Genomic DNA, 22,009 nt, shown 5'->3' on the forward strand with positions numbered 1-22,009 from the left:
AGCCGCACTACCCGCAGAAAATGCGAGGAGGGCGGCTCCAAATCGTTGTGCCACAAGTTTTTTCAATGTTTCACGTGAAACATTGCCCTATTCAGGCAACAAGCGGGGAACATACTAGACTGTTTCAACATGAGTGAAGACGCAGCTACTGGACCCGCTTTCCGCTACAACGCAACGCTGGCAAACCAGATCGAAGGAACTTGGCAAAAGTTCTGGGTAGATCAGGGCACCTTTAATGCGCCAAACCCAGTGGGTGATTTGGCTGGTTCCGGAGAGCTTCCCAAAGACAAACTCTTTGTTCAGGACATGTTCCCCTATCCCTCCGGTGCAGGACTTCACGTTGGCCACCCATTGGGATACATCGCCACGGACGTGTACGCGCGCTTCAACCGAATGCTCGGCAAGAACGTGTTGCACACCCTCGGCTATGACGCGTTTGGTCTTCCCGCCGAGCAGTATGCGATCCAGACTGGCACGCACCCTCGCACCACCACGATGGCGAACATTGAGAACATGCGCCATCAGCTCGACATGCTCGGGCTGGGTCATGATCGCCGCCGAAGCGTAGCCACCACGGACCCGGAGTTCTACAAGTGGACCCAGTGGATCTTCCTCCAGATTTTCAATGCATGGTTTGACCAGAGTCAGCAAAAGGCGCGTCCGATCGCCGAGCTCATCCCTCTGCTTGAGTCGGGTGAAGTACCAACCCCCGAGGAGTTCGGTGCCCCCTACTCTGAGTTGAACCACGTGGAACAGGCCAAGGTGCTGGATACCTTCCGCTTGGTCTATCGCTCCAATTCCACGGTGAACTGGTGCCCCGGCTTGGGTACGGTACTTGCAAATGAGGAGGTTACTGCGGATGGCCGTTCGGAGCGCGGTAACTTCCCGGTGTTCCGGAAGCAGTTGAGCCAGTGGATGATGCGCATCACTGCATACTCGGATCGCTTGATTGATGATCTGGACCTTCTTGATTGGTCTGAAAAGGTCAAGAGCATGCAGCGCAACTGGATTGGGCGCTCGCGTGGTGCAGAGGTGGATTTTGAGGCGCAAGGCCACAAGCTCACCGTGTTCACTACCCGCCCGGATACGCTATTCGGCGCAACATACATGGTGCTGGCCCCTGAGCACGAGCTTGTGGACGTGCTCGTGGGCGAAAGCTATGAGGGCGTAGATGAGCGCTGGACGTTTGGGCAGTCCACTCCCGCGGAGGCTGTTGCGGAATACCGCCGCGCAATCGCCGCGAAGTCTGATGTGGAACGCCAGGAGAATAAGGAAAAGACTGGTGTCTTCCTGGGCACTTACGCCACGAACCCCGTTTCCGGTGAGCAGATTCCTGTATTCATTGGTGATTACGTCCTGACCGGATATGGCACGGGCGCGATCATGGCGGTGCCGGCGCATGATACTCGCGACTACGAGTTTGCTACCGAGTTCGGGCTTCCAATCGTCCCAGTGCTGGACGGCGATGTGTCCACCGAGGCGTTCACTGAGGATGCGGCGCACATCAATTCTGCAAATGACCAGGGCCTTGACCTCAATGGGCTCGGCAAGCAGGACGCAATTGCCAGGGCAATTGAGTGGCTGTCTGAGCAGGGCAAGGGCGTGGAAAAGATTCAGTACAAGCTCCGCGACTGGCTGTTTGCACGTCAGCGCTACTGGGGTGAGCCCTTCCCCGTGGTTTACGACGAACACGGCCAAGCCCATGCATTGCCGGAATCGATGCTTCCGGTGGAGTTGCCCGAGGTGGCGGACTACAAGCCTGTTTCTTTTGATCCCGAGGACGCGGATTCTGAGCCGCAACCGCCGCTGGCAAAGGCCACCGAGTGGGTTCACGTGGAACTTGATCTGGGTGATGGGCCAAAGAAGTACATCCGGGATACGAACGTGATGCCGCAGTGGGCGGGATCTTCTTGGTACCAGTTGCGCTACATTGACCCCACTAACGATGAGGCGTTCTGCAACATTGAAAACGAACGCTACTGGACGGGACCGCGCCCTGAGGTGCATGGCCCGCAGGACCCAGGCGGTGTGGACTTGTATGTCGGCGGCGTGGAGCACGCTGTTTTGCACCTTCTGTACTCCCGCTTCTGGCACAAGGTGCTGTTCGATCTGGGATACGTTACCTCCAAGGAGCCGTACCGCAGACTCTTCAACCAGGGCTACATTCAGGCATTCGCGTACACGGACTCCCGTGGCGTGTATGTGCCCGCGGCTGAAGTGGAGGAGCGCGATGGCAAGTTCTTCTACAACGGAGAAGAGGTGAATCAGGAATACGGCAAGATGGGTAAGTCACTGAAGAATTCGGTGGCACCTGATGAGATTTGCCGCGATTTCGGTGCGGACACCCTTCGTGTGTATGAGATGGCGATGGGCCCGCTGGATACCTCACGCCCGTGGGCTACAAAGGACGTGATCGGTTCTCACCGCTTCCTCCAGCGTCTGTGGCGCCTGGTGGTGAGCGAGGAGACTGGTGAGCTGGTGGCCACCGAGGCCGCGCTCACACAGGATGATCTGAAAGCCCTTCACCGCACGATCGCTGGTATCCGCGATGACTACGAGGGCCTACGCATCAACACGGTGGTGGCAAAGGCGATCGAATACGTCAATTACCTTACCAAGAACTACCCTGCTGGCGCGCCGCGCGAGGCAATCGAGCCCCTGGTCATCATGATCGCCCCAGTCGCTCCGCACATTGCTGAGGAGCTCTGGAGCCGCCTCGGCCACCAGGGAACCATTACGTTCGTACCGTTCCCTGCATTCGATGAGCAGTACCTGACCGATGATGAGATTGAGCTGCCGGTGCAGGTCAATGGCAAGGTGAGGGGTCGCATCATGGTGCCTGCCGACGCCGCCCAGGATCACATCATCGAACTCGCCGTTGCGGGGGTTGCGGCTCATCTCGAGGGTAAGAACGTGGTGAAGCAAATTGTGGTTCCGGGCAGGATGGTGAACCTCGTAGTGAAATAGCAATGTTTCACGTGAAACATTGCCGTAGAATCTAAGCATTGGTTTGGGGTGCCTTCGGGCTGAGAACATACCCATTGAACCTGATCTAGTTCGTACTAGCGAAGGAAAACCGCATGGATTCTGCTATTTTGGCGTCCATTGACGCCCTGAGAAACACCACTCCCCTGGTTCAATGCCTTACAAATCAGGTAGTCAGCCAGGTCACTGCAAACGCCCTGTTGGCTGCGGGTGCCACGCCAGCGATGTGCGAGACCCCAGAGGAATCTAGGGAATTCGCACATGTGGCTGACGGAGTACTGATTAATGCCGGCACGCCCAGTGAACAGCAGTACGCCGGGATGCGTGAGGCAATGCGGGGTGCCGCTGAGGCAAATACCCCGTGGGTACTCGACCCCGTTGCGGCGGGCGCGTTACCTTATCGCACGCAGTTTTATCAGGAAGCACTCACGCACTCCCCTACCGTGATCCGCGGGAACGCCTCAGAAATTGCGGTGCTGGCGGGCGTCGGCACGGGCGGACGCGGTGTTGATGCTACGGATGCAGTCGCTCCTCAAGTTGCACAGGCGCTCGCTGAAAGTAGCGGTTCGATTGTTGCTGTCTCCGGACCTAAAGATCTTGTTGTGAGCCAGCAAGGTTTCACGTGGATCGCGGGTGGACACCCCACCATGGCGCTGGTGATTGGCACAGGATGTTTTCTCGGGGCATTGTGCGCTGCCTATGCTGGCGCAGCGCGTAACGAAGGTTTGGATCTTCACTGGGCAATTGTCGCGGCGCATGCGCACACAAAGGCGGCAGGTGCGGTTGCCGGGGAGCAGTTTGCGCAGCAACCGGGCTCGTTTGCGGTTGCGTGGTTGGATGCGTTGCACCAATTGAGCGCCACGGAGATTGTGCAGAGGGTGGAGCTGGCGTGATGTGGGATTTATATCTTGTCACGGACCCCTCCTACCAAGTGGACTTGCCAGAATTTGTCGCCCGCGCCGTATCCGGCGGTGTTTCGGTGGTCCAGTTGCGGGATAAGCACGCTGACACTGATTCTTTCCGCGCCCAAGCAATAGCTCTGCAACAAGCCATCCCGCACATCCCAATTTTTGTGAATGACTGCGTTGAGATCGCGCAGGAATTGGGTCTCCACTTGCATATTGGTCAGTTGGATATGCCGTATGAGCAGGCTCGTGCGCTGCTTCCGGAAGAACAGATGATTGGGCTCACCATTGAAACCATGGCGCAGTGGCGTGCGTGTGTGGACCTTGGGATTCGCTTGCCTGATGTCATCGGTTTGGGGCCCGTGGAGGCTACAGCCACGAAGCCCGACGCCCCCGAGGCCATCGGCGTTGCAGGAGTTGCGGAGATTGCGCAGGAGGCAAGAGGTAGGGGTGTTGCGTGCGTGGCCATCGGAGGAGTGGATGAGCGCAACGCCAAAGATTTGGCGCCCCACGTGGATGGGCTGTGCGTGGTGTCGGCGATCATGGGGGCGCAGGATCCGGCAAAAGCCGCAGAAAGATTGCGCACAATGTTTCAGGAGAGTAAATGATCCCCAACGTTCTTTCCATCGCTGGAACTGATCCCACCGGAGGGGCGGGCATCCACGCCGATCTGAAGTCCATCGCCGCAGCCGGTGGGTATGGCATGGCGGTGGTGACCTCCCTGGTGGCACAAAATACACATGGTGTTCGCTCCATCCACACTCCCCCACCTGAATTTCTGTACGAGCAGCTCCTCGCGGTGAGCGATGACGTCCGGATTGATGCGCTAAAGGTAGGCATGCTCGGATCCCCGGACATAATCACGGTGGTGAAGCGATGGCTTGAGGAGGTCAAGCCTGAACATGTGGTGATTGATCCGGTGATGGTCACCACCTCGGGGCACCGTCTGTTGAGCTCGGAGGGTGAAAATAGCCTCCGGGAAGTTCTGCCTGCGGCATCGATGATTACGCCGAATATTCCGGAGCTTGCGGTTTTAGCCAATGTTTCACGTGAAACCATCAAAAACCTGGAGCAGGCCACTCAGATCGCGCAACACCTTGCAGAGCGATTTGATGTGCAAGTGGTGGTGAAGGCCGGACACCTAAGTGGTCCTGAGGCGGGCAATACGCTAGTGAACAAGCAGGGAGTGCTCGCCACGGCGCCCTCACAGCGCGTGGAGACGAACAACACGCACGGCACAGGGTGCTCGCTCTCCTCCGCGCTCGCGACAAGGCTCGGCATGGGCGAGGCCCCGGTGGAGGCCTTGCGTTGGGCAACGGATTGGCTGCACGGCGCGATTGTGCATGCGGAAGCGCTCAGCGTCGGCCAGGGTAACGGCCCGGTGCACCACTTTTGGCGTCAAGAGGTGCAGTAGGCAGTCGCCGCTGGAATGCAACGCGCAATGCGTGACGCGCTGGTTGGCGCCTCGCCAAACTCAGTCTGAGCGCTGAGTTTTGCGGCCACCGCGTGGACCTGCACCCCGCGTGCAATAGTTGCCAAGGACCACTCGCCCCAGCGGGCACCGTATGCGCCGAGGATGCCGGCGAGGACGTCCCCAGAGCCCGGGGTGGCTAGCCACGAGTTACCAATGTTGATGTTCCACGTGAAACCATCAGGGGCGGCAATCATGGTGCGGCGCCCTTTGCGGAGAATGTACGTTCCCGTCTCCTGCGCCGCCTCGGCAACGGGTTGGGTACCAAACAGTGCCTCGTACTCCCCGGCGTGGGGAGTAATCAGGGTGGGAGCGCTGCGGCGCGCAAGATCGGAAGGCGTGATGAAACCAAGTCCACTGGCATCAATAAGAAGGGGCAGTTCCGTTTCCATGAGGGTAGCTTCGTGATGGGAAACCCCCGGCCCATACACCCATGCTTGGCAGCGTCCCGCCTCCCCGAAACTCTCGGTAGCCACAACCTCAGGCGCCCAGGCCAGCACCTCGCTGGAGCACGGCCCGACGTAGCGCACCATCGCGGAGGTCGCCTGCACAGCGGCGTATGTAGCCAATACGGCCGCGCCGGGATACATCGGTGATCCCGCGATCACCCCAACTACCCCGGCATATTTGTTGTCTTCCACGCGTGGCTCCAGCGAAGGGAGCGGAAAAGCCACGCCGTCTGCAAGATCTACGTACTGTGTTGCCGCCTCGTGGGCGCGTAGGGCCGCGCTGAGTGCGGTGCCGGCGGCGTCGGAAATGTCATGGCAACGCACAGTGCCGCAGTTGTTGCTGAGTGCGTGTGCAACGCGGAGGCCGCCGAAGGTCACGCTGAGGTCGGCGCGGACGCCATCGCCGGTTCCGGTGTCGGCGTCGATGCCGGTGGGGATGTCCACGGAGACTACGCACCGTGCCGACGCGGCCAGGCGCCCCCACAATGCGGCAGTGCGTGCGTCCATCGGTGTGGAGCCAAGCCCCTGGATGGTGTCTACAAGGACGTAGTTTGTCCATGAGGGGGTGGTCACTATTGGCCCAGGATAGGCCGCCAACGCCGGCGGGTGCGCTTTGCCTTCGGGGTGGATGAGGACCACTTCGACGTCGTGCCCCTGGGAGTGCAGGATTGAGGCCGCGTAGAGGCCGTCGCCGCCGTTGCCTCCGCCACCCACAGCGAACACGGTGGGCCCGCCTAGCGCGCTGAGCTCGCATGCGAGGTGCCTGGCCGCTTGTTTCATGAGGAAGTCTGGCGGCGACTGCTCGATCATCGGCGTTTCCACCGCGCGGATGGTGCTGCTGAGATAGGCGGGTTGCATGCCTTTAACCTACTCCTGGCAGCTAGGGCACCAGAAGAGGTTGCGCCCTTCCATGACCTGCATGGCGATGGGCGTGCCGCAGACGTAGCAGGGCTGCCCGGCGCGTCGGTAGACGTACACTTCCCCGCCGTGGTCGTCTTTGCGTGGTGCGCGACCCATCGCCTCGGGTGTGTGTTCGGGGCGGACGGTGTCGATGCGGCCTGACTCCACGCCCTGGTCCATGAGCAGTACGAGGTCGTCCCAAATTGGCCGAAGTTTCACGTGGAACCCTGGTGTAAAAGGTGAGATCCCTAAGCGGAACAGCGTTTCTGCCCGGTAGATATTGCCCACGCCGGGGAAAAGCTTTTGGTCCATGAGCAGCGAGCCGATGCTTCGGCGGGATCGCTTCACCTTCGCCTCTACCGCCGCGTAGGTGTGCGGGTCGAAAGGCAAGAGGGGGTCGGCGCCGAGCTTTCCGACGATCCCCGCCACCGCATCGGCGTCCAGCAGTCGGCAAAATTGCGGCCCGCGGAGGTTTGCCGCCACGGTCGCGTTGGCAATTTGGAGGCGGATTTGGCCCCATTGTTCATGAGGGGGTTCAAAGCGCCATGAGCCGATCAAACCCAAATGTACGTACACAAAGCGCTCAGGCAACGGAACGTCGAATTCCACAAACAAGTGTTTCCCGTGGGCCCGCGCAGCCACCAACTCCGAGCCGTCGAGGCGCGCGGCCTCGGCGGCGAAGCGGCCCTGGGGTGAACGTACTTGCACTGCGCCGCCGCTGAAAGCGGTGTTGATGTCCCGTGCGAGGCGGTGAATCACATGACCTTCAGGCATGGCTTAAGGGTAGCGAATTCACTGCCGCCGCACCGAACCCCGCCGCACGCAAACCCCGCACCCAAACCCCGCACCCAAACCCCGCACCCAAACCCCGCACCCAAACGCAAAGCCTGAATAAAACATCAAAAGGTAACAAAGATCACACAAAATCCCAATTGTTCCCACCATCTCACACCGCCAAAACCCCACATGGGCAAATGGGTCCTCACTCATGCCCATGAATACCTCTAAAGCCCCAGCAAAACGCCTTCAGGCACCCCAAAGGCACACCCCCAAAACTGACTCTTGTTCAACAATGCCCCATCGGAGTAAGGTGAAGTGGTTTATCAACGCTATCCCAGAGATTCTTAAACAATTCTGGGCTGAGAGAGGAAAGGACGCACGTGAACTTTCACCGTGTGTTATCCAAGCGGGCTTTGGCGGTTTTCGTCGGCCTGCTTGCAACAATTGCATTAATTTTGCAGATCACGCCGGCTACATCGAGTGCGGCGGATGGACAGTTGAGTACGAGTGCGCGCGATGCGCTCACAGTACCTACTAACTCGATGTCACAGTTTGGCATGAACATCAACTGTCAGGTGGCCGGCGGTTGTGCTGGGCTCACCATTACCTTGGACCGCCCCGTGGATGCCCAGGGAACCACGTTGATTGGCTCGCCGGTGATTTCGCTGCCCAACAGCGCGGCCGACGGAACCGTCTACACCCTGACTAACGGCAACACCAACAACCCGGTGATCACGTTTTCTCGCTTTGATCAAGCGAAGAATGTGGATTTCACCATCGGTTGGTCTACTGATGACCCAGCCGTGCTCCCTGGCACGTACACGATGAAGTGGCAGGCGGCGATGCCGTCGGTGGGCTACACCAATGCGGGCGAAAACACCGGTGAGGTCACCGGCACGCCGCAGGTGAAGCTTTTCAAGCGAGTGAACCCCACCACTGATCCGGTGTACGCGGGTCAGCTTCTCACCTTCACGTTGGAATATGACCGCGAGTGGCGCGTCACCGGAACTACCGGCCTGCTCACCACCCTGGTGGATCAACTCCCTAAAGAGTATGAGTTTGTTGATTTCACGCTGAACGGCATCGCCGCGGATGCGCAATTCGCTAAAGATGCAGACGGCAACACCCCGTGGTACTACGACGCGGCTACCCACCAGGTCCGGGTGAACATCGACCGTGCGGTGGATGATAACCTCTCCCGCGGCGGCGTGGCTCGCAAGATTTCTTACGTTGTCCGGGTGAAAGACAACGTTGATGGCACAGCCATCACGCACGGCACCAAGATGACCAACACGGTGGTAACCAAGGGCCTGAACAACCTCACCGGCGATCCCACCACCCTCGCTGGCCTGCCGTTCTCCCCTCTCACGGCAGCACAGACCAAAACTTTCTCCTCGCAGCCTCAACCTGGCACCATCTCCAAGGCCCGAATCACCACCCCGTTGGGGTACAAGGCCACGGAATCGGAAAATGGCTTGAACGTCGTTTGGCGATTGGGCGCGAAGCACGGTGCCACCACGCCGCAAACTTTGACTTTCCGTGACTGGATCAGTGCGCGAGCAGAGGCCGGCGGCACCAACACGGCACTTCCTGAGGTGGATCCGGCAATTACACAGCGCTACCTCACCAGCATCAGCATCCTCCCCACCGTGTACAACGCGGGCACCGTGAACTACGGCGCAACGGTGAAGGGTACCTCCGAGGATGGCACGGTGAAGGAATACACGGTCGTTCCCGGCCAGGTGCTGAATATCCCCGCCGCGGACAAGATCATCAAGTTTGATGTGATTGTTCCTGATGTCCGCCCCGTGGAAAAAGACGCGGCCTATGATCCCACGCAGCCAGAAAACCTTAACGGCTTGGTGCGCATCGATGCAGGCTTCACCCTTGAGGCTAGCGACGAAAACATGCGGGATAGGATGATTGACCGCATCCGCTTGATCAACAATGCGGCGGTTCTTGTGGGAAATAAGACCACCCCAGACGCCACTGCAAATGGCGGGGATTACTCCTTCACCCCGGTGCTGCCGTATAACATCCCGATTTTTGGTGGCGGTGAGAATCTCACGTCCCCAACGAACGGCCTGCGCAACATCAGTAAGGGTGATGTATTCACGCAGAACTGGGGCATCCAGGTGAGCAACACCTCCGCGCCACACCGTCCAGAGGGCGTGCTCGTCCTGCCTCCAGGTTTCACCCTGGGGGATACCCCGGTGACCGCGAACCGCCCCAACCTGCCCACTGGTCAAAGCAAGGCTGAGGATTGGGAGTGGACCCGTTTGCCTGACCTTCACGGCGGCGAGCGTTGGTTGATCACTCTGGCAGATCCCAAAAAGTTCATTGATCCCAAAGCGAAGCAGCACGGTGACCCTTTCACGCTGCAAATCACCGCATCAAACCCACGCGCGGGCACCTACGATAAGCAGGATCTGACAAGCCCTAACAACACGATCCAACTGTGGAGCCATGTGGAGGGCAATCCTTGGTCTGACCCACAGATGAACTTGAAGGACACCTACGATCTCAATAACGATGGGGTCACCAACAGCACCACCGACGACGCCCGCACCGGCCTATGGCTACGGCGCGCGACCGTGGTTGCTGTCGGCGCGAGCTCTTCCCTGGAGGTCCGCAAGACTGCCCAAGGCGATGATCCAGCCGAGCAAAGCGCAACCACTTGGACCCCTGGCGCAGGCGAGGCACAGGGCATCTCCACCGCAACGAAGAACGTCAACTTCACCGTCACTGTAGCCACGGGCGGCACCACTGCAGTGTCCAACCTGGTGGCATATGACCTCTTCCCCAAAGTGGACCAGAGCATCAATGTCACGGCGAACGACGTCTCCGGCACGGTAGATTCCACCTTTGCACCCACCCTCACCGGCGCTGTGACCGCCAAGGACCCATCCCTGGTAGCAGGCAAGGACTACGTGGTGTACTACACCACCTCCGCCAACCCCTGCCGCCCAGAAGTTGGCGGTGGCTGCACCACCTTTAATGAGAACAATGACTGGTCCACTACCCTGCCAGCAGATCTCTCCGCTGTTACGGGTGTGCGTATCCAGTTCAACACCCTGGTGTTCGGTGCCTATGACTTCAACGTCCCAATGGCAATGCCACTTACTGGCAAGGACGGCCAACCACTGGATACCGCGGATGTGGCTTCCAACCGCGTTGCAGCGGCAGCGAAGACTGAGGACGGTTCCCGCGCACTGCCGTACGTCGGCCCCGCTATTGCCCGCGTGAGCCCACGCGGTGACGTGAACCTGAACAAGGCCGTGGTAGTAGGACGCACCACCGTCGATCAAGATGGCACGAACAACATCCCTGAAATCCGTAAGGGTGATGAGTTCATTTGGCGCCTTACTGCGTCGGTACCCAACAACTCCGTGGGCGTAGCCGATCCGGTGATCCTGGATAAGCTGCCCGCGGGTGTGGAGTTCGTGGAAATCACCAGCAACTCCGCCGGCACCTATGACCCTCAAACCGGTGAATGGAAGCCAGGTACCATCCAGTCCGGTGAGTCCAAGATCTTGGAGATCAAGGTTCGGGCAACGGGTGCGGGCAACATCGCAAACACCGCCGCCTTCCAGAACCCACAGAACCCACAGGACCCTGACGCGCCGAGCACCTGCGAGGCAACGCCAGACAGCCAGAACCCTTGTGACGTCTCCACGGTGAAGATCGACGCCGGCAACGCCACCATCTCCGGCACCGTGTTCAGTGACCGCGATTGGAACAGCGAAAAAGACGCCACCGACACCCCAGTTGCCGGCCGCAAGGTCCTGCTCGTGGAGGTTCTCGCCGACGGCACTCTCAAAAAGGTTGCAGAAACCACCACCGATGCCGATGGCAACTACACCTTCACCGATCTGCCAAAGGGCAACTACCAGGTGCTCTTTGCTGAGGAGGAAGGTGACGTCTTTGTGGAACCAAACCAGGGCACGGAGACCACGAACTCTGACGCCACCGGCACCACCACCATCGACGGCGTAACCTACCGCAGCACCGCCCCGATCACCTTGGCGGAAAGCGGCAAGGAGGAGAACATCGACGCCGGCCTGCGCGCCCAGGTCAGCATCTCCGGCAAGACGTTCACGGACATCGCCCGCAACGGCCTTATGGACGGCGCAGACACCGTGCGCGAGGGCGTGCAGGTCACGCTGCTGGACGCCGAAGGCAACCCAGCGCTGGACGCCGAAGGCAATGAAGTCACGGCAACTACCACCGCCGCGGATGGCACCTACTCCTTCACCGGCCTGAAGCCAGGTGACTACACGGTGAAATTCACCGCACCGGACAAGACGGAACTCAGCATCAAGGGCACCTCCACGAGCGTCACGGAGGAAAACATTTCCGACGCCGACGCCGCAACCGGCGAGGTTGCAGTGAGCGCGCAGACCGACGTCCCCAACGTGGACGCGGGCCTGGTCCCACTGCTGAGCATCTCCGGGCGCTACGTGGTTGATGCCGAGCGCAACGGCACTGTGGACGAAACCGATGCAGCAGCACCAGAAGGCACCAAGGTGTACTTGCGGGACAGCAACAGCAACCGGGTCAAGGATGCTGAGGGCAATGATCTTGTGGCAGAAACTGACGCCAAGGGCAATTACACCTTCAGTAACATCCGCCCTGGCACCTACTCAGTGGAGTTCTCCCTGCCTCAGGGCTATGCACTTACTAAGTGGACTGGCACGCAGGACAACGTGGGTGAGCCAGGTTTCGCGGATATTGGTGATGACCTGTACAATACTTTCCCAATTACGTTGAGCACCGAGGACGTACAAGACGTTGATGCCGCGTTGATCAAACTGATCAGCATTTCTGGCACCGTGTTCCTGGATGCAGATGGCGATGGTGAACGTGAAGGCGGTGCGGTGGTACCTGGTGCCGTCGTGACGCTCCTCGATGAAACCGGCACTGCGTTGCCGAACGTGAAACCCGTCATCTCATCACAAGATGGCACCTACCAGTTCAAGGATGTGCTGCCCGGTACCTACCGCGTGAAGGTGGAGGCACCTGAGAGCTACCGCCTTTCCACCACCAAGGCGGGCGGCGATCCAATCACGGCCACCGAGCTCAGCGATGTGGATCCACAGACCGGTGTGACCGATGCCTTCCAGGCCCTGACGGACACCCCGAACGTGGATGCCGGTGTGACCAAGATGGTGACCATTTCCGGCGTGGTCCGCGTGGATGCAAACTCCGACGGCACCCTGGACGGCGATCCGGTTGAGGGTGCAGTAGTGACCCTGCTGGATGAAAAAGGCCAACCTGTCCCAGGCGTGGACCCAGCGACCGTCGCGGCAGACGGCACCTACCATTTCAACGTTCCGGCCGGGCGCTACCAGGTGCGCTTTGAGCCACCAGCGAACTCGCAGTACTACCGCACCCCAGGTGGTACGGCTGCGGACATCACTGACCCCGACCAGAGTGACGCCAACGCGGACACCGGTCTGACCGTAGTGTTCGACGCCCAAGAGGACGTGGCAGATGTGGATGCCGGTATGCGTGAGTACATCAGCATTTCCGGTGTGGTGTTCGGTGACTCCAACGGCAACGGTGAGCGTGACGCCTCCGAGCAGCCAGTTCCTGGCACCGAGGTGACGCTGCTGGATGCAGACGGCCAGCCTGTCCCTGGCGTGGACCCAATCACCGTGGGAGAAAACGGCGCTTACAAGTTCACCGAGCTGAAGCCAGGCTCCTACCAGGTGCGCTTCACCGCGCCGGCGAATTCCATCATCACGGATAACACCGCAGATGCAGTGAGTGACACTATCGCTGAGGCGAACAAGAACGACGCCGAGCCAACCGCAGGCAACCTGCGCGAAGGCACCACCGTCACGTTTGAGGCCAAGGAGTCGGTGCCTAACGTGGACGCCGGTATTCGTGACCTGGTTGCTATCTCCGGCCTGGTGTTCAATGACATCAATGGTGACGGCATCCGCGGTGAGGGCGAGGCCCCAATCGCCGGCACCACTGTGGCGCTTGCTGATAAGGACGGCAAGCTCATTGAGGGTGTGGATTCCCAAACCGTTGGCGCCGAAGGCACCTATAAGTTCACTGGCCTCGTGCCAGGGGAATACCGCGTGATCTTCACCCCGCCGACTGGTGCGATCTTGACCAAGCAGGGCGAGGGCGTGGATACCACGAACATCGCGGATGAGAATCTTTCTGACGTGAACCCGGAGGATCGCATGACCCCGGTGATCAATGCGCAGACCAACATCCCGAACGTGGACGCGGGCATCCGCAACCTGGTTGCCATCTCCGGCGTGGTGTTCAATGACGTCAATGGTGACGGCACCCGCGGCGAGGGCGAAAACCCGGTTGCCGGAACCACCGTGACCCTGCTGGATGCTGAGGGCAACCCTGTTGAGGGCGTGGACCCAGTGACCGTCAATGAGGATGGCACCTACAAGTTCTCCAGCTTGATCCCAGGCCGCTACCAGGTGCAGTTCACCACCGCAGAGGGCCAAATCATTTCCGCCTCCGGTAATGCGGCAGACATCACCGCAGAGAACGCCAATGATGCTGAGGCTGACGCCGATGGTAAGACCGGCAAGACCCCAGTCTTCGAAGCGCTTACCGACGTCTCCAATGTGGACGCCGGCGTGCGGGTGTACCAGAACGTCTCTGGCACTGTGTTCAATGACCTCTCCCGCGATGGCCTGAACAACGGCGAGCAGGGCGTGGAGAACGTGACGGTGGAATTGCTGGATGCAGATGGCAAGGTGGTGGCAACCACCACTACCAATGCTGATGGCTCCTACACCTTCACCAATGTGCTGCCGGGTACCTACAAGGTGCGCTTCAGCAACCCAGATGGTTCCGAGTTCACCAAGAAGACTGGCGGCGCGAACATCAATGAGGCCGGCCGGTCTGACGTGGCTGGATCCGGCGATGCACGAGGCGTGACGGACACCTTCACCGTTACTACGGACTCGGTGCCAAACGTGGACGCGGGCCTGCGCTTCCCGGTGGCTATCTCCGGTGTGGTGTTCAATGACGCCAACGCCAACGGCACCCGCGATGCCTCCGAGGCGCCAATCAGCGGCGTGGAGGTCACGCTCCTTGACGCTGAGGGCAAGCAGGTTCTGGACGCCGCCGGCAACCCAGTGCGCACCACCACCGATGAAAATGGTGCATACGAGTTCACGGGCTTGAACCGTGGCGAATATCAGGTGCGTTTCACCGCACCGGACGGCACCACGTTCACCTCCAAGGAGTCCACGGATCCGGCGGGCATTGCCGACGAAAACGTTTCCAACGTGAACCCAGACGGCACCACCGCCGTGTTTGAGGCCACGCAGGACGTGCCACATGTGGACGCCGGCTTGACTTACCGCTCCTCTATCAGCGGCACCATCTGGCCTGATACTGATAACAATGGTGAGCCAAATGGCGTGGATACTGAAACCATCCGCAGCGTTGTGGCTGGCCGCACGGTGGCTCTATTGCAGGAGGACGGCACTCCGGTGACGGACGCCGAGGGCAACCCGATTACCACGGAGACTGATGAAGACGGCAACTACGCCTTCAACAACGTGGCGGTGGGCAATTACCGAGTGAAGTTTGAGATCCCTGAGTCTGTGGTTCTGGTCGCCGGCGAAATGCTGGAGATCCCAGTGGAGCTGGGCCGCGAGCCAGTGACTGAGGTGAACACGGGTGTGAAGTTCGCTTCCCTGCGCGCCAAGGTGTTCATTGACACCAACCGCGATAGTTCCCGTGAAGAAGAAGAGCCGCTAGTCCAGGAGGCCACCGGCACCCTGACTGGCCCGAATGGCGAGGAAATCCCAGTGACCATCACCGATGGTGAGTTCTCTGCCACCGGCTTGCTGGCTGGCCGGTACACCTTCATCACCACGGTGAATGGTAAGGAGTACGTCCAGGAAATTGAGGTGCCTGCCGGCGAGGACGTGGAAAAGGAAATCCCGCTGTCTCCTGCTGCGGGCAACGTTTCCGGCCGCCTGTGGCGTGATGAAAACGGTGACAAGCGCGAGTCTGGCACCGATACCGGCCTGGCCAACCAGGAAGTCGTCCTGCTCAACGAGGACGGCGAGGAGGTTGCCCGCACCACCACGGATGCGGACGGCAACTACTCCTTCCCGAACGTCCCCGCGGGCCGCTACACCATCCAGGTGCCGGACGCGGTGGATGGGGCTGAGTTGTTCCGCAACCCTTCGGAACTCAGCAGCTCCCCCTCATGGACAATTGAGGTTCCGGATAACTCGGAGATCGTGAACCAAAACTTCGGTTACTTCAACCCGGAGATCAACCCGGTTCCTACTGAGAACTCGGTTTCCGGCACCATTTACGTTGACCAGAACAGCAACGCCTCCATTGATACTGATGAGGTTGGCCTGGGCAACGTGACGGTGGAACTGCTCGATGCTGAGGGCAACGTGGTGGCCACTACCACCACGAACGCTAACGGCTTCTATCTGTTCACCGACGTCTCCGAGGGCACCTACACCGTGCGCTACACGGTCCCTGAGGGCTACGGCCCAGTTTCCGGCCCTGATGCGCCAAGCAGCGTGGTGGAGTTCGAGGTGATGGTTGATGGCACCGGCACCCCGGTGGAGGACATCAACTTTGGTGTGAAGTCCACCGAGGTCCCACCAACTACCGAGGTTCCGCTGCCAATCATCCCGATCATCCCGATTCCGGTGCCAATTCCAGTGGATCCCGCTGCGCCTGTGGCACCAAGCCCGGTTGCTCCGGCTCAGCCAAGTCCCGTTGCCCCAGCGGCACCTGCACCGAGCAAGGGGATCGCGCCTACCGACGCGCCCAAGGCCACCGCTGAGCCAAGCGGTCCTGCGGCAACGGTGAAGAAGGTTGCACAGGGAGCATTGGCAAACACTGGCGCCTCCATTGTGGGACTCCTGGTGCTCGCAGGATTGTTGGTGTTGGTTGGATTCTTCTTTGTGGCTAAGCGCCGTAAGGATGATCACGCCTAACCGTATGCATTGATTGCGGGCAACCCGCTCACGTTCCAGCGTTGGAAGGTGGGCGGGTTTTCTTATTAGTGAAAAGGGATTGTGGGGAAGCTCACAACACTTTTTTCTGGAGGGAGGCTTATCGCTTGACCCGCTAAAACGATTGCGCAGCATATATGTTACTGGAGGTTTCCATATCATTTCTAAGGTAAGCATATCGCCATAATCCTTAGGTTTCATTAAGCTGCGGGGTGTTTCGAGCCTTTGGTCTGCGTTTTTGGGAAATGGATTTCTTAGCAGACGTGAAGGCTGGTGAATTTTGTCCCCCGCAAAGATGAAAGGCAACACATGCCGGTTTCACAACCAACCAATGGGCGTCGTATGGCATACCGCAAGGGAATTACCATCGCAGCGGCCGCTCTTTCCTTCACCCTGGTCGCGCCGGCGATGGCACCCGCAGGATATCCAACTGTGAACGTGGCGCTCGCGCAGGAAGCCCCCGCGCCTAATGACGTGGAGAACGCAAGCGATGCAATCATCGTGGCGGACGCTATTGCCAACGGCTACATCAACTCCGGTACGGACATGACGAACGCCGCGGGTACCGTTTCGGGCCGCGCGTACATGGCGGGTTACGCGGGCATCGGAACGGCTACCTCCACCTCAAAGGTTCCTGTGGGCATTACGGTCTACCTGCAGTGGAAGGACACTGACGGTTCCGTTTCACCCGTTTACTCTGCTCAGACTCATGATGTTTCATCTCTTGGGAGCAACCAGGCCGGCCCCGGTGCTTACGCTTTTGATCTGCGTGAGGGCTGGACTGACGCCAACGGAACGCTTCACACCTTCGATGCTGTGGCTAATGAGTACGTCCGCGTCTGGATCGAAGACTTCACCACTGAAAGCGGCAACCGCGCCACCATGCAGCGCGTGGCTGGCGGTCTCTTCCCCGGTTCCTTCTCCCGTGCGCTTTCCTCTTCCCAGGGTCGCTCTATGGGCGAGTTCCTCCTTGCGGGCACGAACCTGCAGCGCACTGCCGTGTGGATGGTTGAGGAGCCTGTTGGTGACTACATGACGCGTCCACGCGAAGAGTGGATTGACGGAACCCACACAGGAAGCCTTACCGGCAATCGTGCTGTTGCAGGCAATGTCTGGTACGAAACCAACTCTTACGTTGGAATTGCTTTCAACAGTAACGGTGACCCCAGCGCAGCTAACAAGACCGTTGTATTCTCCACGCTAACTAATGAGGGCCGTCAGGCTTATGCCGCAGCGGTTGAATCTCTTCCTGAGCTGGAGCGTGCTGCAGCAGCCAAGCAGCTGCTCACCGATAACCCCCAGTACATCGACAAGACTGTTTACACCACTACGGATGCTAACGGCAACTATCAGTTGGCTTTCCCCGATAGTTGGGAGATGGATTACCTCTACGGAATGGTTCTCGATGAGGACGGCACTGTTCTGAACACTTATTCAGGTGGTTACACTACTCCTGAGTTCCGTAGGCCCAATGCAAACACAGCGTATCGCCCTGAGGCAGTACCTGCGCCCCTGATCCGTGCTTGGTACAACGTCAATTTCGCGATTGCTCCCTCAAACGTTGTTGACCTCCACATCACCAACTACGATGCAACGGCTCACCCGGCGACTATCGGTGACCGCGCTGAGATTGACCTGTTTGGTGCTGCGCTTTCGCCGCTGCCGAACCGCATTGTGTGGACTGACTCCAATGGCAATACCGTCAAGGAAATCACCGATGTCACCTCCCACGCTGATGGTGAGGCTCGCGGCTTCCTCGATGTGCCTGCGGACGCTACCGACGGCACCATCTACACGGTAACCCTCTACACCAATGATGAGCCGATTGCTGCGGATTCCTTCATTGTGCAGGTGCCCGGTGCGGACTCCACCGATGCAGCTAACAACGACCCTGCCTACGCAGAAACCACTGCAACCGCTGGTACCGAAACCACCATCGAGGCACCTTCAAATGCTGATGGCAGCGATCTGCCTGCTGGTACCACTTTCGAAGGTGGCAACAACGTTCCTGAGGGCTTCACCGTCAATCCTGACGGCACAATCACCGTTTCACCTGATGTTCCTGTAGGTGAGTACGTTGTTCCTGTTGTGGTGAACTACCCCGATGGTTCTTCGGAGACTATCTTCGCTCCGGTAGTAGTTGAAGAAGCTGACACTGACACTACTGCTCCTGTTGTTGATCCGATTGATGATCAGACCGGTACTGTGGGTGAGCCGATTACTCCGGTTACGGTGACTACTGATGATCCGACTGCAACGGTTGAGGTCACTGGTTTGCCTGATGGTGTGACTTTTGATCCTGCTACTGGTGAGATCACTGGTACGCCGACCACGCCTGGTACTTCGACTGTGACTGTGACGGTGACGGATCCTGATGGCAACGTGACTACTGAGGAGTTCACGTTCACTGTTGAAGAAGCTGACACTGACACCCCAGACACTGACGGCTCCCCCAACGGCGGCGGTAGCTGGCTGCCATGGATCATCGGCGGCGCTATCATCGGCGGCCTGGCCAACGGCTCAAGCAACGGGAATGGCTCAAGCAATGGTTCCGCTCAAACCCCTGCCACCAGCAACCAAGCTGGTAGCAATAGCGGCAACCAAAGCACCAGCCAAGGTGCTCAGCAGTCCGATAACGCCGGAAACTCTGGAAACTCCGGCAATTCCGGCCAGCCGGCACAGGCATCCCAGCCAGTGACGGGCAACCGCGGGGCTCTAGCTAATACTGGCGTCTCGGGTGTGGCTGCGGCCCTCGCCGCCGCACTCATCGCCTCTGCTGCAGGTGCGTTGCTGCTGGCAACTCGCCGCCGCAAGCAGAACTAAGGCGGATCGCGCCGAGCGGTGTTGTGTTTGGGGACAAGGCACAACACCGCTCGGCGCTTTTCTATGGGGGGAAACTACCGACGCCACCCCGTCTCCCCCAATAGGTGGCATAACGACATCACCACTATGGTGATCGTCACACCCTTCAAGAAAATGGGAATCTGCGCAGGTATTGCCTATTGGCAACGAGTGGCACTTTTACTACCACTGGGGATTTTTCAACTTTCAGCCGCTACTTATGGAAATAACACTTAGGTTTCGTTAAGCTATCGGCAGCATCTCGGCCTGCCAACGGCTCATCTTCCGCATGCTACCCACATGCGAGCCCGCCGCGAGGCCCTACGAGGTGTCACTTGTCCCCAAAAGAAAGGCTACTCATGCCGAATTCTCGCATGAATTCTGGCCGCCGCATGGCATACCGCAAAGGTATCACCATTGCGGCAGCCGCTATGGCGTTCACCCTGGTAGCGCCAACCATTGCCCCAGCCGGCTTCCCGGTTGTGAATGTTGCGCAGGCTGCCGAACTCCCAGTGGACGGCCGTAACGTCATTGACACCGGTACCACCCAAACCGATGCCAAGAACTCCGTCAACGGCTACGTCACCTACAACCGCAAGGGCAACCCCAACAACCGCGTCGTTGATAATGCTGTTCCAATGGAAGGCGTAATTGTTTACGCCCAGTGGTTCGAGAAGGACGGCACCGCCTCCCCTATTTACAAGGGCACCACGGGCACAGACGGCTCCTTCCACATCGTCATGAAGTCCTACCAGGCTCCGGATGGATCAACCAAGTCTTTCGATGCTGATGCACTTTTGCCTGAGGGTGAAAAGTTCCGTGTGTGGGCCGTAAATCCTGATTCGTCCACCTACGATCTGCTTTTCCAGTACATGAACGGTCAGGTTGGCCCTGAAACCTACATTTTTGATACCGGCGGAGGCGCCTCCTATGACCTCGGTCCCAATCGACTGAATGATGTGAACATTCAGTTCGCTGATGCCAAGGATCCCGACGGCATGCACAACATTGCTGCCGCTACCGACAACGCTAAAGAAGGTCTATACGGCAACGTTGACGGTAAGGTCTTCTGGGACAACCGTACTCCAGCCGGCGCTCTTGACTACGGCACTTTGTCGGACGTTAACAACGGCGACGTCCCTGCTGCCGATGTCAACGTTTACGGCTCTTACCTCTCTGACGCAGGTATTGCCAAGATCATGACTGAAGCACCTGCTGCTATCGGCACCTCAAACATCCGAGGCTTCGGCTGGACCATGCAGAACGAAGCTGATCTTCAGGTCTGGATTAAGCAGCAGATTGCTGCCGACGGCAAGGACTTCTGGATCGCTGAAACCGCACACGCGGTTACCGATGCTAATGGCGACTACTCCCTGCAGTTCAATGGAACCTACGGAACCTCTTGGGATAACGTAGGCACCTTCGCAGACGCCAACGCCAACGCGCTTAAAGGCACCGTGGCCGCGTCACCTTCAGAAGGCCGCTGGGCTACTTCCGCAGGCGGCATTTCACGCTCTGGCTCGGCTGTTTCCAAGCACATCAATAAGGACTGGCTGTTCATCTCCACCGAGCGTATGGAGGGCATCAGCCAGATTACCGAGTGGCGTAACAACTGGTACATTGGTCCCAGCGCAAACTTCGGCGTTACCACCCTGAACTACAACTCGCTCCGTAACGCTGGCTTCGCTCTGCATCCCGAGCAGATCAGCTTCGATGTCACCCCCTACGACTCGTACGACAACTACGGTGTAGCTGGCGATACCGTTCAAACTACAACTACCGGTCTGCCCGGCGCCTTCCTCTCGAACATGCAGTACGAAATCGAGTGGACTGACCAGAAGGGCAAGGTTGTAAAGCCCGGTTCGGACTGCCGCTTCAATGTTTCGGCCACCGGCACCATTCCTTCCTGTGATTTCACTGCTCCGGCTGATTTGACTGAGAAAACCACCTACGTGGCCAAGCTCTATGCAGTGAACCCTGATGGAACTCGTGCCTCAATTCCTTTGGCTCAGGACTCCTTCACTGTTGACCCCAAAAAGAAGCTGACCGACGGGATCACCCCCTCCTACGACAACACCCTCGTAGTACCGGGCACCCCCGCAACCTCATCCCCCACCCTTACCGGCGCTGATGGCAACCCCACCACCGCACCTGAGGGCACCAAGTTCAGCATCCCCGCTGACTACACCCCTCCAACCGGTTACACGGTGACCATTGATGAGAACACTGGTGTGGTAACGGTAATCGCTCCGGAGAAACCAAGTGTGAACACTGATGAAGAGTTCGAGGTTCCTGTTCTGGTGACCTACTCAGATGGTTCTACGGATTCTACGACCGCTCCGTTCCAGTTGGACACCGATGGCGATAAAACCCCTGATGTCACCGATGAGGACGACGATGGTGATGGTTTCACCGACGAGGATGAGAAGAAGGAGGGTACTGACCCGAAGGATCCTAACTCCAAGCCAACTACCGGTACGATCACTGACTCTGTTGATCCGAAGTACACCAACACTTTGGTGACCCCTGGTACTCCAGCTACCTCTACTCCTTCGTTTGTTGATGCGGATGATAACCCCACCACCGCACCTGAGGGCACCAAGTTCAGCATCCCCGCTGACTACACCCCTCCAACCGGTTACACGGTGACCATTGATGAGAACACTGGTGTGGTAACGGTAATCGCTCCGGAGAAACCAA

Annotated in this window: 9 protein-coding genes and 1 riboswitch; of the genes, 7 read left to right on the plus strand and 2 right to left on the minus strand. The window is 58.9% G+C overall.

What is annotated here, in order from left to right; all coding sequences use genetic code 11:
- Window positions 1-129 precede the first annotated feature (129 nt).
- From leuS to thiD, 4 genes are all read left to right on the plus strand, one after another.
- Window positions 130-2,967, plus strand: coding sequence for a leucine--tRNA ligase (gene leuS / locus NQ018_RS08485; protein WP_257060331.1), 2,838 nt, complete (start codon window positions 130-132; stop codon window positions 2,965-2,967).
- 34 nt (window positions 2,968-3,001) lie between these two features.
- Window positions 3,002-3,091: riboswitch (TPP riboswitch) on the plus strand.
- A complete protein-coding gene (gene thiM, locus NQ018_RS08490; protein ID WP_257060333.1) occupies window positions 3,081-3,878 on the plus strand; it encodes a hydroxyethylthiazole kinase in 798 nt (265 codons plus the stop codon). Its footprint overlaps the riboswitch before it by 11 nt.
- Window positions 3,878-4,498 (plus strand): thiamine phosphate synthase, encoded by a 621-nt coding sequence (thiE, locus tag NQ018_RS08495; RefSeq protein WP_257060334.1) that lies wholly within the window; start codon window positions 3,878-3,880, stop codon window positions 4,496-4,498. Before thiM ends, thiE begins: the two co-directional genes overlap by 1 nt.
- Window positions 4,495-5,304 (plus strand): bifunctional hydroxymethylpyrimidine kinase/phosphomethylpyrimidine kinase, encoded by an 810-nt coding sequence (thiD, locus tag NQ018_RS08500; RefSeq protein WP_257060336.1) that lies wholly within the window; start codon window positions 4,495-4,497, stop codon window positions 5,302-5,304. The genes thiE and thiD overlap by 4 nt, the downstream gene beginning before the upstream one ends.
- Here thiD and NQ018_RS08505 read toward each other — a convergent pair.
- A complete protein-coding gene (locus tag NQ018_RS08505) occupies window positions 5,289-6,668 on the minus strand; it encodes a bifunctional ADP-dependent NAD(P)H-hydrate dehydratase/NAD(P)H-hydrate epimerase (RefSeq protein ID WP_257060339.1) in 1,380 nt (459 codons plus the stop codon). The genes thiD and NQ018_RS08505 overlap by 16 nt on opposite strands.
- Before the next feature lie 9 nt (window positions 6,669-6,677).
- Window positions 6,678-7,484 carry an Fpg/Nei family DNA glycosylase gene (locus tag NQ018_RS08510; protein ID WP_257060341.1) on the minus strand — a complete coding sequence of 269 codons (807 nt, stop codon included), beginning with the start codon at window positions 7,482-7,484 and terminating at the stop codon, window positions 6,678-6,680.
- A gap of 548 nt (window positions 7,485-8,032) precedes the next feature.
- On the opposite strand from NQ018_RS08510, the gene NQ018_RS08515 reads away from it, so the two are divergent.
- The 3 genes from NQ018_RS08515 to NQ018_RS08525 all read left to right on the plus strand — a co-directional run.
- Window positions 8,033-16,450 (plus strand): SdrD B-like domain-containing protein, encoded by an 8,418-nt coding sequence (locus tag NQ018_RS08515; RefSeq protein ID WP_257060343.1) that lies wholly within the window; start codon window positions 8,033-8,035, stop codon window positions 16,448-16,450.
- A gap of 327 nt (window positions 16,451-16,777) precedes the next feature.
- Complete coding sequence (locus NQ018_RS08520; protein WP_257060344.1) at window positions 16,778-19,291, plus strand: Rib/alpha-like domain-containing protein; 2,514 nt, start codon at window positions 16,778-16,780, stop codon at window positions 19,289-19,291.
- Between the two features lie 377 nt (window positions 19,292-19,668).
- Window positions 19,669-22,009, plus strand: a 2,341-nt coding sequence (locus NQ018_RS08525) for a YPDG domain-containing protein (protein WP_257060345.1), incomplete at its 3' end; no start/stop codon positions are given.

The organism is Corynebacterium kozikiae (genome assembly GCF_024580965.1).
Lineage (GTDB): Bacteria > Actinomycetota > Actinomycetes > Mycobacteriales > Mycobacteriaceae > Corynebacterium > Corynebacterium kozikiae.